Annotated in this window: 14 protein-coding genes; all 14 read right to left on the minus strand. The window is 49.7% G+C overall.

Annotated features, from left to right (window positions below; genetic code table 11):
- Positions 1-24 precede the first annotated feature (24 nt).
- Complete coding sequence (locus DWZ40_RS03825; RefSeq protein WP_118540943.1) at positions 25-867, minus strand: YjjW family glycine radical enzyme activase; 843 nt, start codon at positions 865-867, stop codon at positions 25-27.
- Positions 868-2,397 (minus strand): YjjI family glycine radical enzyme, encoded by a 1,530-nt coding sequence (locus DWZ40_RS03830; RefSeq protein ID WP_347560044.1) that lies wholly within the window; start codon positions 2,395-2,397, stop codon positions 868-870.
- Positions 2,398-2,498: 101 nt separating this feature from the next.
- On the minus strand, positions 2,499-3,272 hold the full coding sequence (gene udp, locus DWZ40_RS03835; RefSeq protein WP_118540947.1) for a uridine phosphorylase: 774 nt from the start codon (positions 3,270-3,272) through the stop codon (positions 2,499-2,501).
- A 3-nt stretch (positions 3,273-3,275) separates the two neighbouring features.
- The gene (locus DWZ40_RS03840) at positions 3,276-3,995 is read right to left on the minus strand and encodes a Crp/Fnr family transcriptional regulator (RefSeq protein WP_118540949.1); all 720 of its coding nucleotides are present in this window, start codon (positions 3,993-3,995) and stop codon (positions 3,276-3,278) included.
- A gap of 251 nt (positions 3,996-4,246) precedes the next feature.
- On the minus strand, positions 4,247-5,350 hold the full coding sequence (locus DWZ40_RS03845; protein WP_118540951.1) for a BMP family ABC transporter substrate-binding protein: 1,104 nt from the start codon (positions 5,348-5,350) through the stop codon (positions 4,247-4,249).
- A gap of 198 nt (positions 5,351-5,548) precedes the next feature.
- Positions 5,549-6,145 (minus strand): ECF transporter S component, encoded by a 597-nt coding sequence (locus tag DWZ40_RS03850; RefSeq protein WP_118540953.1) that lies wholly within the window; start codon positions 6,143-6,145, stop codon positions 5,549-5,551.
- 168 nt (positions 6,146-6,313) lie between these two features.
- Positions 6,314-6,952, minus strand: coding sequence for a thiamine diphosphokinase (locus DWZ40_RS03855; protein ID WP_243035185.1), 639 nt, complete (start codon positions 6,950-6,952; stop codon positions 6,314-6,316).
- 18 nt (positions 6,953-6,970) lie between these two features.
- Positions 6,971-7,633: a ribulose-phosphate 3-epimerase gene (gene rpe / locus DWZ40_RS03860; protein ID WP_118540957.1), complete on the minus strand. Its 663-nt coding sequence runs from the start codon at positions 7,631-7,633 to the stop codon at positions 6,971-6,973.
- A 97-nt stretch (positions 7,634-7,730) separates the two neighbouring features.
- On the minus strand, positions 7,731-8,612 hold the full coding sequence (gene rsgA / locus DWZ40_RS03865; RefSeq protein WP_118540959.1) for a ribosome small subunit-dependent GTPase A: 882 nt from the start codon (positions 8,610-8,612) through the stop codon (positions 7,731-7,733).
- A gap of 17 nt (positions 8,613-8,629) precedes the next feature.
- Complete coding sequence (pknB, locus tag DWZ40_RS03870) at positions 8,630-10,834, minus strand: Stk1 family PASTA domain-containing Ser/Thr kinase (RefSeq protein ID WP_118540961.1); 2,205 nt, start codon at positions 10,832-10,834, stop codon at positions 8,630-8,632.
- Positions 10,831-11,574 carry a Stp1/IreP family PP2C-type Ser/Thr phosphatase gene (locus DWZ40_RS03875; RefSeq protein ID WP_118540963.1) on the minus strand — a complete coding sequence of 248 codons (744 nt, stop codon included), beginning with the start codon at positions 11,572-11,574 and terminating at the stop codon, positions 10,831-10,833. Before DWZ40_RS03875 ends, pknB begins: the two co-directional genes overlap by 4 nt.
- Positions 11,575-11,578: 4 nt before the next feature.
- On the minus strand, positions 11,579-12,631 hold the full coding sequence (gene rlmN, locus DWZ40_RS03880; protein ID WP_118540965.1) for a 23S rRNA (adenine(2503)-C(2))-methyltransferase RlmN: 1,053 nt from the start codon (positions 12,629-12,631) through the stop codon (positions 11,579-11,581).
- 88 nt (positions 12,632-12,719) lie between these two features.
- Complete coding sequence (gene rsmB / locus DWZ40_RS03885; RefSeq protein WP_118540967.1) at positions 12,720-14,066, minus strand: 16S rRNA (cytosine(967)-C(5))-methyltransferase RsmB; 1,347 nt, start codon at positions 14,064-14,066, stop codon at positions 12,720-12,722.
- Entirely contained in the window at positions 14,059-14,775 is a 717-nt protein-coding gene (locus DWZ40_RS03890; RefSeq protein ID WP_118540969.1) for a zinc metallopeptidase, read from the minus strand. Before DWZ40_RS03890 ends, rsmB begins: the two co-directional genes overlap by 8 nt.

The following is a 14,775-nucleotide window of genomic DNA, read 5'->3' on the forward strand; positions in this document are numbered from 1 at the left end:
GCGCGTAACAGCAATCTTTCCTCATCAGATCAGCGTGATATGCTGGAATCCTTTTTCTTTTAAAATGTCTGCCAGATAAGAAAGATACTTCTGGTCAGGCACCTGGAAATGGGAATATTGTTCCCGCACTCCCATAGGGCGGTATGCAATGATCTTTACGCGGATATCTCCGTATTTCAGATAAGGAGACAGAAAATCGCCCATCTCCCGCACACTTTTTTCCGTATCGTAAAGATCCGGGACGATCACCGCGCGTACCTCGTAAAGCTTTCCGGTTTTTGCAAGATAATCCGCATTCTGAAGCACCATTTCATTGGTGACCCCTGCCACCCGCTCATGCTCTGCTGCCTCAAACGCTTTGATGTCCAGCATCACACCGTCGGAAACCTCCATAAGCTCCGGATACTGTTCGAACGGGACCATGCCATTACTGTCGATCAGGGTTCCAAGACCATCTTTTTTCGCAAGCTTAAACAGCTCTGTTAAAAATTCCGGCCAAAGCATGCACTCGCCACCAGAAACACTGATGCCCCGGATAAACGGGATCTGCTTTTTCACGCGTTCATAGACTTCCTCTGGTGTCATCTCGCAGGTACGCGGAGAACTGTCATGCGGACAGATGTGGATACAGGTATCGCACTGTACGCACTTTGGGGGGTCAAAAACAACTTTCTTATCCTCTCCCATGGTTAATGCTCCTGCAGGACAGTTTACCACACATTTTCCGCACTGTACACAAAGTTTTCTCGTTTCCGGGTTATGACAGTATTTACAGTCAATATTACAGCCCTGTAAAAAGATGGCTGTCCGGTTTCCCGGACCATCCACACTGCTGAACGGGATGATCCGGTTTACGATTGCTTTCATTTAGCGCACCTTTCTTTCCAGGATGTGGCCATTTCTTGCCGCGCCCAGTCCCAGTGCCGTGGTATCCTGAAGGACAGCCTCACCGCCAGCCAGTTTCTCCAGTTCAGAACGTTTTACCAGATAACCGGTTACACGGATCACATCGCTGTCGCTGGAATAGAAGGACAAGTAACGCAGATCCATCTTGAAGGAGCCTTTGATGATATCCAGAACGTACTCCGGATTTCTGTGCACAGTCATATCGATCGGGAAGATGTCACCGGTTCCGGATGTGAAGTACTTGTGGAACTTCTTTAACACGTTCAGCTGGTCGATCAGCTCTTCCGGCTCCTCGCCGATCGGGATTCTGGTTCCCGGGGTAACATTCTCATCCTCTGCCAGACCTACCTGTGCATGAAGCAGGAAATGTCCTCCGGTTCCCTCACAGTATTTATTCTTATGGTTTAAGTTGAACTCCTTGATGATCTCCATGATCTCTACACCAAGGTTATTTGCATTCTCGTCGTGGCCGAAGCGTCCCTTGATGCCCTCTTTCTCGAACAGGATGTTGACGCAGTCAGCCAGACCTACCAGGCCATACATACCAGAGAAACGGTCTCTGTGGATGAAGCCCTCTTTTGCCAGGAAGTTATTTTCAAAGAAACCGCTCTCCTCAACCTCAAATTTGATGCGGGCATCCATATAGCGTGCCATGATATCCAGTACATACGGAAGCTCTCTCTCCTTGAAATCCTGGATATTCTTTGCGCGCTTTGCGATATTGCCCAGCACCAGACGGCAAAGGGTGTAAGCGCCGCCGCCAAGCAGCAGGCCATTGTAGCAGCTTGCGATGACATAATTCTCGCCCAGTTCGCTCTTAAACATCTTGTGGTTTGCAAAGCTCGGCTTTGCGCTGTGCATTGCGCAGTCAATCGCTTTGAGCGCGAAATCATCCGGAGTGATATCCTCGTCATACTTGAAGCTTAAGTTCGGAACGGCATTCTCCAGTTCTTTTTCTGCCTCTAAGAGCAGACGGCCTGCCTTGGTCTCACGCGGTCCAATGTTTGCGTGGGAGAAGGAATCCAGGATGGTACGGTCCATCTGGGTTAAGAACAGCTTCAGCATCTTCTTTGCCTGTGCCGCGTCCACGGTGTCAATATACGGCTCTAAGAGCTCGTCTAACTGGCCCACATAAACCGGGTAGTTGGTCACGCTCGGGACATGTTTATAGAAGATCATCAGGCTGTTTAATGCCTCATACAGATCGGTCGGCGGATCTAACTGGAGGAATTTGCTTCCTTCTTTTAAGAATTTTGCGTAATCCGGGATGATGTAACGCGGACGCATCGGCGCATGACCCTCGCTTAAATCGCAGATGCACTTTCTGTCGATCGGCACGTTTAACAGTTCATCCAGACCTTCCGGAAGATCTAAGACCTCCATCAGGGAATCTGCCTGGTTTGCCAGACAGGTCAGCTTCTGCTCATGGGTGAGCGTCGCGCTCTCAATGATCTCAAGAATGTTTTTTCTGGTTTCGTTGACTCTTTCCATAGAAATGTCACGCATAATAACAACTTCCTCCTACATGTGATAGATATGATTGATAAAGTTTCAGAATCGTAATGATTCCGTTTCTTTGCAATTGCTGAAAGTTACTTCGCATCTTCGCGAATCAGTTTCCGGATGGCTTCCACTGCCACACGGATGGCCATATCGGTGTCGTGGGCTACCGGATTGGACAGTCCCTGTTTTTCCCGCTCCTGGTTGGCCATAACCAGAAATACGGAACCGCAGCGTACGTGCAGTGTGCTGGCTACGATGAAAAGGGCCGCGGATTCCATCTCCGATGCAAGACATCCAAGACGTTTCCAGGCTTCCCACTTATTTAAAAGTTCATAGCTGACCGGCATGGTCTCCGGGGAGTGCTGCCCATAAAACGCATCCTTACACTGCACCACACCGACGTGGCAGGTCTGTCCCAGTTTTTTCGCGGACTCCCGAAGTGCAATGGTCACGTCCAGATCGGCTACTGCCGGAAATTCGATCGGCGCATACTCTTTACTGGTTCCCTCCATGCGGATGGCACCGCTTGCCACAACAACGTCTGAGCTTTTTACGTCAAGCTGCATACCGCCGCAGGTTCCGACACGGATAAAGGTGTCTGCCCCGCACTTGACCAGTTCTTCCATGGCAATGGATGCAGACGGACCGCCAATACCGGTGGAGGTCACGCTCACTTTGACTCCATCCAGGTAGCCGGTATAGGTCACATACTCACGGCTGTCGGCAACCAGCTTTGCGTCATCAAAATAAGCGGCGATCTTGGCGCAGCGCTTCGGATCGCCAGGCAGAATCACGTAACGACCTACATCGCCCTCTCCTACCTGAATATGATACTGTTTCTCTGGATTTTCTGAATACTTCATTTGTCATTCCCCCGTTTCATTGATCTGTGCTCCTACGAGTTTCCGGATTTTCTGATACTGCTCCCACGTCATAACGATGCTCCAGCCATCTCTTGCGATCAGCCCCTTCTCCTCCAGATCTTTTAACGCTCTGGTAATCGTCCGCTCGGAGACACCGGTGACTTCAGAAAAATCTTTTCTGCTTAAGTATACGCGGTACGTATCACATTTTCCGTAGGTTTCATATAAATTCGTAAGAATGAGATAAACCCGCTCATTGCCCGGCAGCATCACATAAAGGCGTTCTTTTCTGGACTGGCCCAGAAGATACCCAATGATGCGCTCAGTTTCCATGCGCAGGGCAGATACATCGTTTAAAAGCCATTTTTTACAGATATCCCCCGGTATCTTTAAAAGCAGGCTGTCCTGTGTCGTGGCCAGCGTTGTCTTATATCGGTTCATCTGTCCCAGGATCTCCATGGTCCCGAATATTTCAATGGGTTCAAAATGGCAGAACCCATAAACCGTTTCGCGCACCCGGTAGTCAACCGCGGATACACTTCCTTTTAAAAGGATATACACCTTATCGACCAGTGTTCCTTCCTGAATGAAAGTCGTTCCCGCCGGCATCCGCACCACCTGCATGCTGCTTTTTAAGGCTTCCGGCGCATAAGTAAAGTAACGATTTAAGTAATTCTGCTGTTTCGGACTCAGTTTGCTGATCACGTCATCTGCTTCGCTCATTTTGTTTATTTCCCCGGTTTTATTCTCATGATACCTTTTTTATACCACATTTCCCATAAACAAGAAAGGACAAATGTCACTTTTATTCTCGATTTCCATTATTTTTATGCCACTTGGCAGATTTTCCCATGAAATAAAATTCTGCATAGAAATACGGGGTCCGCAAATCTGCGAACCCCGCGTCTGCCATGCAGTATCTGTCATGTTACGATTCACGTAATGTGCCATGTAACACGATAATAGCATCTGTATTAGTCTAACTGATATACATCACCGTATTTTGCCTCGAAGGACTCCTTGTCATCCGGAACTTCGATCTCGCCGTTTACAATCTTTTCTTTTACTTCGTCAACTGCAGAAATGACTTCCGGTGCGATCAGATCCTGGCTCGGAGCGATGTCTACACCGCCTGCTGCCAGGTCAAAGGTCTTCACGCCGCCTTCAAGAGAACCGTCGATCAGTTCCTGAACTGCCTCGTATACTGCATTGTCTACACGCTTCATGGCAGAGGTTAAAACGGTGTTCGGAGCAATGCTGGACTGGTCACTGTCTACGCCGATCGCATAAACGCCAGCCTCCTGGCATGCCTCGATTACGCCAAGACCGGTTGCACCTGCAGCCTGGAATACGATGTCAGCACCGTTGGTGATTGCGGTGTTTGCCATGGTCTTACCGGTAGCGGAATCAGCAAAAGAGTTTGCATTGAACTGCTGAACGGTGATGTCCGGGTTTGCATCGATCGCACCTGCGCAGTAGCCGTAGCCGAACTGGTTCATGGTCTCATTGGTCATACCAACGACAAAACCGATGTTGTTGGTCTTGGTGGTCAGACCAGCCACATAACCTACCAGGTAGGAAGCCTGCTCAGCACGGAACATCAGGCTGGTTACGTTCGGAAGGTCGATGGTTGCGTCATCGATGATCGCAAACTTGGTATCCGGGTTTGCTTCTGCTGCTGCTCTGGTAGCATCTGCAAGCATGTAGCCGACACTGATGATCAGGTCATAATCCTCATCCACAAAAGTTTCCATGTTCGGAGCATAGTCAGCATCGGTAGCGGACTCTAAGTAGTTTACGGTCACCCCCAGTTCCTCGCCTGCTCTCTCAAGGCCTTCCCAGGAAGACTGGTTGAAGGATCCGTCATTTACGCCGCCTACATCGGTGATCAGACCGATTTTGAACTCGGAAGCGTCTTTTGCGTCTGCTTTTGCCTCCCCGGTCTTTTCTGCGCTGTCGCCAGCCTCCTTTGCTGCTGCAGTGGTGTCTGCAGTGTTACTGGAGCTGCTGCCTCCGCATGCGGTCATGGATGCTGCCATGGTACCAGCTAATAATACAGCCAGCATTTTCTTTTTCATAAGTTCTCTCTCCTTTTTGGGTTCTCGGGCAAAAAAGCCTTATTTTCATATTATCATTAATTCCTATAAAAGAAAAGGATAATTTAACATGAATTTTACTTATTTCCACTTATAAATAAATATCATGAGAAATTATCCTGTTTTTCTTCTGTTTTTTTGCTTTTACTTTTATCGTTTTATCACTGCTTCAGCCTGACTTTATTTGATTTTCATAAAAAGACCAGCCTTTTTTAAGACCGGACGCACTGCCATGTAAACCACGACGACTACAATGGTTCCGACAATGGCATTGACGAGGGTTGCACCTGCTGCCCAGGTTGCCATGATCTTGGCTGCGTCAGACTGGACGCCAAGAATGTAATTTTTATAGAAGTAACCAACAATCGGATCCATCACCACGTTAAAGCCAAGTCCTGCAATCGAAGCGATCAGGGACCACTTCATAATGTATTTGCTGTCGTGATCCTCCGTGATGTGTGCAATGTTATGTGCCACAAAACCTGCGATCAGACCAATGCAGAGCTTTAAGATAAAGGTCTTTGGAGCACTGGTAATATAAACCGGGTCTAACAAATCTGCAATGGTCATTCCCAGGGAACCAGCCACACCGCCGTAGCCACCACCCAGAAGCAGAGCTGCCAGAACGCAGAATGCATTTCCGATATGCAGTGCCGTGGTGTCTCCGCCCGGAGTCGGGATCGGAATCTTTAAGAAGGTAAAGGCCACATAACACAGGGCCGCCATCAGCGCAGTCAGTACCAGCTTGTATACCTTATCGTTTTCTCTGTCTTTCATAATCATTCTCCCTTGCTGCTTTTGTATTTATGTTGTGCCGGCAACAACGATCTTGTCGCATATCATAGCACGCAAGTGGAGTGATATTAATAGCCAGTTTTAAACTTTTTAACCAGTCCAGTTTTCGTGTGCCTTCCAGCCTGCAAAACAGCCAGAAGCTCCTGACCCCTAATCCCTGGATTCGATACAGATCAGCACCCCATCCTCCAGCGTAATCTTCGCCGTATCTTCCGCGATCTCATTGCTGACGCAAAGCCCCACCTCTTCACCGCGGCGGATGGTCTTATCCTTTAACGGGTATTTAAAGCCGGTCAGCGTGATCCCCGTCACCTCTTCTGTGTACGGGGCAAAGGAAACGTATTTTCCCCACTGCGTTTCTTTGGAGAACTCCCGCTCCCCGTCCAGCAGATACAGCCGGTTCTGGGCGTCGATGATATAGGCATCGATTCCGCGCTCCATACAGGTTTTCAGCGCATGGATATTGCCGATCATATGGTCAATGCGGCCTCCGGTCGCACCAAGAAATACAATCTCGTCACAGGCAAGGGTCAGCGCCCGGTTTCTCGCAAGCTCTGTATCGGTCTCATTTTTCTCCGGCTTGTGCTGTTCCCATACAATGTACGGGTACCGCCGGAATTCCTCCCGGACCTCACTTGAGACCGAATCAAAATCCCCTACGATATAGTCCGGCACCAGTCCCAGCTCCTTCACCGCTTTCAGACCGCCGTCCACCGCTATGATCTTATCAAATGTTTCATGCTCCAAAAAGGAGCGGGCGAAAGCCAGATCCAGCTTTCCGCCCGTCATAACCAGACACCGTTTCATTTATTTCCCAGCCTCATCAAAAATTTTCAAGAATGCCTTTACATTGGCTGCAGCGTCGTTTTTGTATACAGCACTGCCTGCTACAAAGACATTTGCTCCTGCTTCCATCAGTTCCTTTACATTGCCAAGTCCGACTCCACCATCTACCTGGATATCGGTCTTCAAACCGCGCTCATTTAACATAGCGCGGAGCTTTTTGATCTTATCTACCGTATAAGGAATGAATTTCTGCCCGCCAAAGCCCGGGTTCACAGACATTAAGAGGATCATATCTACCTGGTCCAGTACACAGGAAAGCGTTTCCACCGGAGTTGCCGGATTCAATGCCACACCAGCCTTCATGCCAAGCTCCTTAATCTGATTGATCGTGCGGTCCAGATGGCAGCATGCCTCCTGGTGCACACAGAGAAGGTCAGCCCCGGCTTCTTTTAAGTCTGCCGCATAGCGTCCCGGCTCTTCCACCATCATATGGACATCAAAAACCTTATCCGTGCAGGAGCGGATGCTCTTGATGACCGGCATGCCAAAGGAAATGCTCGGCACAAACATGCCATCCATCACATCGATGTGGATGTATTGTGCGCCTGCCTCTGCCACGGTCTGGACTTCCTTTCTTAAATCTCCAAAATCTGCTGCAAGAATAGATGGTGCTAAAATATACATGGTCACTTACTCCTTCATTCCTTTTCTAAAATCCTTCCTCACACTCGTGTCCCGTGCAGCATTTGAAATAGTTCCGCACGCACACAACCGCTGAACATTAATATTTTCTCCGGTTTTTCAACTCCTGATATAAGAGTCCGTAATTGTCATACCGGCTCTGACTGATCTTTCCTTCCGCCAGGGCCTCCTTGACACCGCATACCGGCTCCCCGATATGCACACAGTCGGCTGCAAAACGGCACGCAGGCTCGAAAGCCTCGAACTCCGGGAAGTAATCTTTCAGATTCTGCGGTTCAATCTCTTCCAGATACATGGAAGAAAAGCCCGGCGTATCCATCAGGTACGTATCCTCCTCCACACAGAACAGCTCCGCATGGCGGGTCGTATGTTTTCCCCGCTTGATCTTTTCGCTGATAGTTCCCGTCTCCATCGCCGCCTCCGGCTGCAAGAGATTGGTGAGCGATGATTTTCCCACACCGGAAGGCCCAGCCAGGATCGTGGTTTTTCCACGCAGATATGCCCGCACGGCTTCCACACCGGTCTTCTTATACGTGCTGACAAACATAACCGGATAACCGGCCTGCTCATAGATTTTCCGGTATTCCTCCTGCTTTTCTTCGGATTCCAGATCAATCTTGTTAAAGCAGATCGTTACCGGAATGTCCTGCGCCAGCATCATGATGAGGAAGCGGTCCAGAAGATTGAAATTCGGGTCCGGCTGGGTGATGGCAAACACCACCAGAGCCTGATCCACATTCGCTGACGCCGGACGTACCAGCACATTTTTTCTCGGAAGAATTTCATCGATATTGCCTTCCAGTGCGGCTTCATCCAGCACGGTAAATTCTACATTGTCTCCTACTACCGGTTTGATGCCCCGGTTTCGGAAAATTCCTTTTGCCTTACAGGCATATACCTTGTCCACTCCGTCATGGATATAATAAAAACCTGCAATTCCCTTAATGATTTTTCCTGTCATGTCTCTTTCTTCTCTTTCTAATCCATTGGGAAGAATGTCAGCGGATACGTCTTAATGACTGCGCCGGAATTTACATCCACGATTTCCAATGAACCCTGATCGGTGCCATCCATACTCTCGATACTGGTAAAGTTTACCGGAAGGAGTACATCGCCTTTGATGGTAGTAGACTGCGTCAGCACCTTATAATGCGGATCATCCGCAGTTCCCTGGCGCAGGCGGATCATGATGGTAACGCTGGAGGTTCCGGCGCCCGGTCCGATCAGATTGCTCAGATCATAGACCTGGTTGATGGATGCCACATAGCGCTGATGTTTTACTTCCGGTCCGCTGCTGACCACATAATCGATCTTGCTGCCCTTTTCCAGCTGTGTGCCAGAAGTCACAGACTGGCTGATGACAGAGCCCTTTTCCACCGTATCGCTGGATTCCGTCGAGGTATTGCCCGGCATCAGATCATTCTCTGCCAGAAGCGCGATTGCCTCTTCCTCCGTCTTTCCTACCAGATACGGAGCAGGTACCTTATCCACATGAGGTCCGCTGCTGACATACAGATATACCGTACCGCCATCTGCCACCAGTTCCGGTTCATAGCGCATCACGGTTCCGGCCTTGATGGTTTCGTTTTCTTCCTGCGTAACCTGGACATGAAGACCTTTGCTCTCCAGAAAGCTGACCGCCGTCGTTTCATCCAGTTCTGTAATTCCAAGCTTGCCAAGATCCAGCTTGTCGGTTCCATTGCTGATCACAACATTGACCTGACCGCCCTTTAGCACAACACTTCCTGCTTCCGGATCCTGTTTTGCCACATGACCTTTTTCTACATCATCAAAATATTCGTAGGTCCGCTTCATGGTCAGAGAGCTTTCTTTTAAGGTACTCTCTGCCATATCTTCTGTCATTCCAAGTACCGGTGGCATCGACACTTCCGTATCTTTTAAGATCAACTCCCCGCTTTCTGTCTGGGCGCTTTCCGTCTGGGTATTTCCAAGGATTCCGCTCCCGGCTTTGAAAAATGCTCCCAGTTTGGAAAATACAACGATCAGCACCGCCACGACTACGATCGCGGCTACAATTCCTGCACCTGCCAGAATACGCTCGATGTGCGGGTTGGCACGGTCTTCTTCCTCATCACGGCTGCGTCGTTTTTGCACGGTTCTGGACGTTGTCTCGGATTTTCTTTCCCGCTCAGGTAATGCCTTTTCCTGCTCTTTTTCATCCTGATAGGACTCCCATGCCGCCTTTGCTTCCCGGTCGTAGTTTTCCCTGTGTTCCGGCTCCATACGTTCCGGACGCCTGAAATGCTTGATCTGGGACAGCTGCTCACTGCTGATCTGAACCGTTTCCCCGTTCAGCGCCCGCTCCTCTGCGTCAATCTGGTTTGCTGTCCGCTCTCCGGACGGATGGATCAGGGCATCGCGAAGGTCCATGATCACATCCTGTGCACTGCGGTAACGGCGCTCCGGCTTTTTCTCCATGCAGGTCAGGATGATCCGCTCCAGGCTGACCGGAATCTCCGGATTGTAAACACTTGGCGGAACCACGGCATTTTCCAAATGTGCAATGGCAATGGCTACGGTGTTGTCTCCCTCGAATGGCACCTGGCCGGTTACCATCTCATACATGGTAACACCCAGGGAATAAATATCACTGCGCTCATCGCTGAAGCCGCCGCGTGCCTGTTCCGGGGAAATATAATGGACCGATCCCATGGCAGACGACGTCATGGTCTGGGCTGATACGGCTCTCGCAATACCAAAATCCGCCACCTTGACTTTGCCATCTTTGGAGATGATCATGTTCTGCGGTTTGATATCACGGTGAATGATATGCTGCTCATGCGCTGCGGCAATCCCCTGTGCCACCTGAATGGCAATGCCGATGGATTCTTTTACCTCCAGCCTGCCCTTTTTCTGGATATAGCTTTTCAGGGTAATCCCCTCGATCAGTTCCATGACTATGTAATGGAGTTTTCCCTCATCAATAACATCGTAAACACTCACAATGTTTGGATGGGACAATCCCGCTGCAGACTGGGCCTCCATCTTAAATTTGCTTACAAAACTGCTGTCGTTACAGAATTCTTCTTTCAAAACCTTAATGGCTACCAGCCGGTTCAGCTTATGGCATTTTGCCTTATATACCACGGACATGCCGCCTGAACCGATCTGTTCCAGGATTTCATAACGATCCTGCAAAAATGTTCCCGGTCTCAGTATCATAAGCTCACCTCTCTTATCTGCGGTTCTATAAGGACAACGGAAATGTTATCCTGCCCGCCGCTTCGGTTGGCTGCCTCCACCAGAGCCCTCGCTCTATCCTTTACTCCATCTTCCGAACGGATGATATATTCCATTTCGAATTCATCTACCATGTTGCTCAGTCCGTCCGAGCACATTAAAATCTGGTCTCCACTCTTTAATTTTAGGGCAAACAGATCCGTATCGACCTCGTCACTGACGCCGACGGCCCTGGTAATGATGTTTTTCTTTTCCATATAATCCCGGCTGCCGCGCTTTAACTTTCCCATGGCAACCAGTTCTTCCACGTAAGAGTGATCTTTTGTGATCTGCTCCAGCTCTCCGCGCAAAAGATATAAACGGCTGTCTCCAATATTCGCCACATAAAGGACATTTCCTTTGATCGTAGCCAATACCAACGTACTTCCCGTACCGTTTAACTCCGGGGTTTTGCTGGCACATTCATAAAGTTCGCGATTCACCGCACGGATTCCCTCCTTCAGGATTCCGTGAACATCCCGGTCCGGATAGGGCGTTTCAAAAAAGCGCACCAGATTTTCCACCACAAAGCGGGATGCAAAATCACCGGCCTGGTGACCGCCCATGCCATCTGCGACAATAAAAAGGTTCTCCAGGGATCCAACCGGCTCAGTGCTCACATAGACAAAATCCTGGTTCATGCTTCGCTTCTGTCCTACATCCGTCAGTGCACATGCCTCCATGCCTTTAGATCCCTCCTTTGTTTTCCTCTTCCAGGAAACTTTTTCTTAACTGCCCGCAGGCACCGTTGATATCACGGCCCATTTCCCGGCGGACCGTCACATTGATGCCATTTTTCTCCAGATATGCCTTAAATGCCTCGATTGCCTTCCGGTCTGACTGACGGTAGTCACGCTCCTTGATCGGGTTGACCGGGATCAGGTTCACATGGCCGTGCATATGCCGGATCAACGCAGTCAGGGCCTTTGCCTCATCCAGATTATCGTTGACTCCGCTTACCAGACTGTATTCAAAGGTCAGACGGCGCCCCGTCTTCTCAAAATAAGTCTGGCAGGCTGCCAGGATATCTTTTAAGGCATAGCGGTTCGCGATCGGCATCAGCGTCTTTCTCACCTCATCGTTCGGAGCATGTAAGGACAGCGCCAGCGTGATCTGGACATCTTCTTCTGCCAGTTTCAAGATTCCCGGCACAATGCCGCAGGTCGACAGCGTAATGTTTCGCTGGCTGATATTCAATCCGTTTTCATCGGTGATCATGCGGATGAAACGGATCACATTATCGTAGTTGTCCATCGGCTCGCCGGAACCCATGATAACAATGTTGGAAACGCGTTCCCCTGTCAGGGACTGGATCCGGTAAATCTGATCCAGCATCTCTGCCGGTGTTAAATTCCGCTCCAGACCGTCTAAGGTAGAAGCACAGAAGCGACACCCCATACGGCAGCCCACCTGGGACGAAATACAAACGCTGTTTCCGTGATGGTACTGCATCCACACACTCTCAATGACATTGCCGTCTGCCAGCCGGAACAGATATTTTCTGGTTCCGTCGATCTGTGAGATCTTTACATCCGCCGGATACAGCGCTGTCAGAAAAAACTGCTCTTTCAATTTCTCGCGGAGTGGCTTGGAAAGATTGCTCATCTCATCAAACTCTGTCACCAGCTTCTGATGCAGCCACTGGTAAATCTGCTTTGCCCGGAAGGGCTTATCTCCCATCTGCCGGATGCTTTCTGTCAGCTCCTCCAGCGTCATGGATTTGATATCTTGCTTTTCCATAATCTATTATCTGCTTTCTTTATTGCCGTTCACGCATGCGTGCCCGGCAACAGGATTTTGTGGCTGCTTTCCATTGTCCGCAGCCGCGTTATGTTATCCGTTTTCTCCGAAATGCGGAAATAAAGAATCCGTCGCACGGATACTTGCCCGGCAGCAGCTGGATATAACCGTCTTTCATGGTTTCTTCGCTTACCTGACTGCCAAATGCCCCCTCAATGCTTACCGGTTCAAACGGAAAATGCTCTAAAAACCAGGCACGCTGGTCTTCATTTTCCAGATGGTCGACTGTGCAGGTGCTGTAGATCAGCTTCCCACCCGGTTTTACATACTTCCAGACCACCGACAGGATATCTTTCTGAAGTTCTGCCAGATCTTTTAAGCTTTCTTCTGTCACCTGATACTTGATATCCGGCTTTTTCCCGATGATGCCAAGACCGGAGCAGGGCAGATCTGCGATCACCATATCTGCCTTTTCTTCCCAGGATGGATCCTCCAAAAGGGCATCCCAGACCTCCGCCCGGATATTGCTAAAGCCGGTGCGGCGGATGTTATCTTCCACCAGTAAGATCTTGTTCTCGGTTAGATCTCTTACGACAACCTGTCCGGTTCCCGCAAGCTTATCTGCAATGTGCAGGCTCTTTCCGCCCGGCGCCCCACAGACATCCAGGACCACATCATTCGGTTGCGGATCTGCCACTTCTCCCACAAAAGAAGAGCTGACATCCTGAACCGTGATCCAGCCTTCCCGGAATGCCTCTAAAGCATCCAGGTAATCATATCCGGAAAGGAGAAGCGCATGGTCCGCAAGCGGGTTTTTCTGAACCGCTGCCCCGTCTTTTTCAAGACTTGCAAGGATTGTCTCTATGGAAGCACGGTCCAGATTGCAGCGCACCGAAGTTGGGCGCTCCTCTAAAAATGCTTTCATGATCCCTTCCACGGTTTCTGCCGGATACTGCTGTTTCCACAGTTCTATGATCCAGTCTGGCATGGAATATTTTCTTTCCCAGTCGGTAAATACAAACGTTTCTTTTTCCCTTGCCACGGTCCGCAACACTCCGTTTACAAAGCCTTTCAGACCATGAAACTTACGCTTCACCGCAAGCTTCACAGCCTCGTCGCACACTGCGCTGTCCGGGATCCGGTCCATCTTTAAGATCTGGTATACCGACATACGGAGGATGGTACGGATCACCGGTTTCATGTTCTTTACTTTAGTTTTGGAACACTGGTCAATGACCGCGTCGATGGTGAGAAGATACTCAATCGTACCTTCCGTCACACGGGTAATGAACGCACGGCTCTGTTTTTCCAGGTACTGGTACTTATCCAGTGCTTTTTTTAATACCACATGGCTGTAACTGCCATGTTCCAGGATCTCCATTAAGATATCCAGGATCAGTTCCCGCTCTTTGGTCGGTCCGTTCTGTTTAGTCATTTCGTCTGCGTCCTCCAAACAGGATGATCAGCCGCATAAGCTGTAAGATGGAAGCTGCTGCCGCCGCTACATAAGTCAGGGCTGCTGCACCCAGTACTTTTTTCGTACCGCTCACCTCATCGCCCTGCAAAATCCCAAGACTGTCCAGAAGATTTGCAGCTCTTGAGGAAGCATTGAACTCTACCGGAAGCGTGATGATCTGGAATAAGACTGCCAGAATAAACATCCAGATACCAATCTCAATAAACGGAGTCAGACCGATAAAGAAACCAAGGATAATGAGCGGCAGGGAAATCTTGCTTCCAAAGTTTGCGATCGGCACGAACGCAGAGCGCAGACGCAGCGGTGCATAGCCCACATTGTCCTGAATCGCGTGTCCGCACTCATGCGCCGCAACGCTTACTGCTGCAACCGAAGTACTGCCATATACCGATTCCGATAAATTCACAGTTTTCGTCCGCGGGTCATAATGGTCGGTAAGCTGTCCGCGCACCGGCTGAACCGTAACATCGTAGATTCCCTGGGACTGCAACAGACGTTTTGCCGCCTCCGCACCAGTCATGCCGGTCATGCTGCGCACGCGGGAATAACGCTGAAACGTACTGTTTACTTTCGAAGATGCCCACATGGAGAGCAGCGCTCCAATGTACACAAGGATCATTGTCGGATCAAAAAGGCTGTAGCCCAGCCCGTAGTAACCACCATACAT

Origin of the sequence: Clostridium sp. AF32-12BH (genome assembly GCF_003477935.1) — a bacterium.
GTDB lineage: Bacteria > Bacillota > Clostridia > Lachnospirales > Lachnospiraceae > Brotaphodocola.

What these genes read in the sequence shown, in the direction of transcription:
- DWZ40_RS03825 (WP_118540943.1), bottom strand. Translation starts at nt 867, where the DNA reads ATGAAAGCAATCGTAAACCGGATCATCCCGTTCAGCAGTGTGGATGGT.
- DWZ40_RS03830 (WP_347560044.1), bottom strand. Translation starts at nt 2,397, where the DNA reads ATGGAAAGAGTCAACGAAACCAGAAAAAACATTCTTGAGATCATTGAG.
- udp (WP_118540947.1), bottom strand. Translation starts at nt 3,272, where the DNA reads ATGAAGTATTCAGAAAATCCAGAGAAACAGTATCATATTCAGGTAGGA.
- DWZ40_RS03840 (WP_118540949.1), bottom strand. Translation starts at nt 3,995, where the DNA reads ATGAGCGAAGCAGATGACGTGATCAGCAAACTGAGTCCGAAACAGCAG.
- DWZ40_RS03845 (WP_118540951.1), bottom strand. Translation starts at nt 5,350, where the DNA reads ATGAAAAAGAAAATGCTGGCTGTATTATTAGCTGGTACCATGGCAGCA.
- DWZ40_RS03850 (WP_118540953.1), bottom strand. Translation starts at nt 6,145, where the DNA reads ATGAAAGACAGAGAAAACGATAAGGTATACAAGCTGGTACTGACTGCG.
- DWZ40_RS03855 (WP_243035185.1), bottom strand. Translation starts at nt 6,952, where the DNA reads ATGACGGGCGGAAAGCTGGATCTGGCTTTCGCCCGCTCCTTTTTGGAG.
- rpe (WP_118540957.1), bottom strand. Translation starts at nt 7,633, where the DNA reads ATGTATATTTTAGCACCATCTATTCTTGCAGCAGATTTTGGAGATTTA.
- rsgA (WP_118540959.1), bottom strand. Translation starts at nt 8,612, where the DNA reads ATGACAGGAAAAATCATTAAGGGAATTGCAGGTTTTTATTATATCCAT.
- pknB (WP_118540961.1), bottom strand. Translation starts at nt 10,834, where the DNA reads ATGATACTGAGACCGGGAACATTTTTGCAGGATCGTTATGAAATCCTG.
- DWZ40_RS03875 (WP_118540963.1), bottom strand. Translation starts at nt 11,574, where the DNA reads ATGGAGGCATGTGCACTGACGGATGTAGGACAGAAGCGAAGCATGAAC.
- rlmN (WP_118540965.1), bottom strand. Translation starts at nt 12,631, where the DNA reads ATGGAAAAGCAAGATATCAAATCCATGACGCTGGAGGAGCTGACAGAA.
- rsmB (WP_118540967.1), bottom strand. Translation starts at nt 14,066, where the DNA reads ATGACTAAACAGAACGGACCGACCAAAGAGCGGGAACTGATCCTGGAT.
- DWZ40_RS03890 (WP_118540969.1), bottom strand. Translation starts at nt 14,775, where the DNA reads ATGTATGGTGGTTACTACGGGCTGGGCTACAGCCTTTTTGATCCGACA.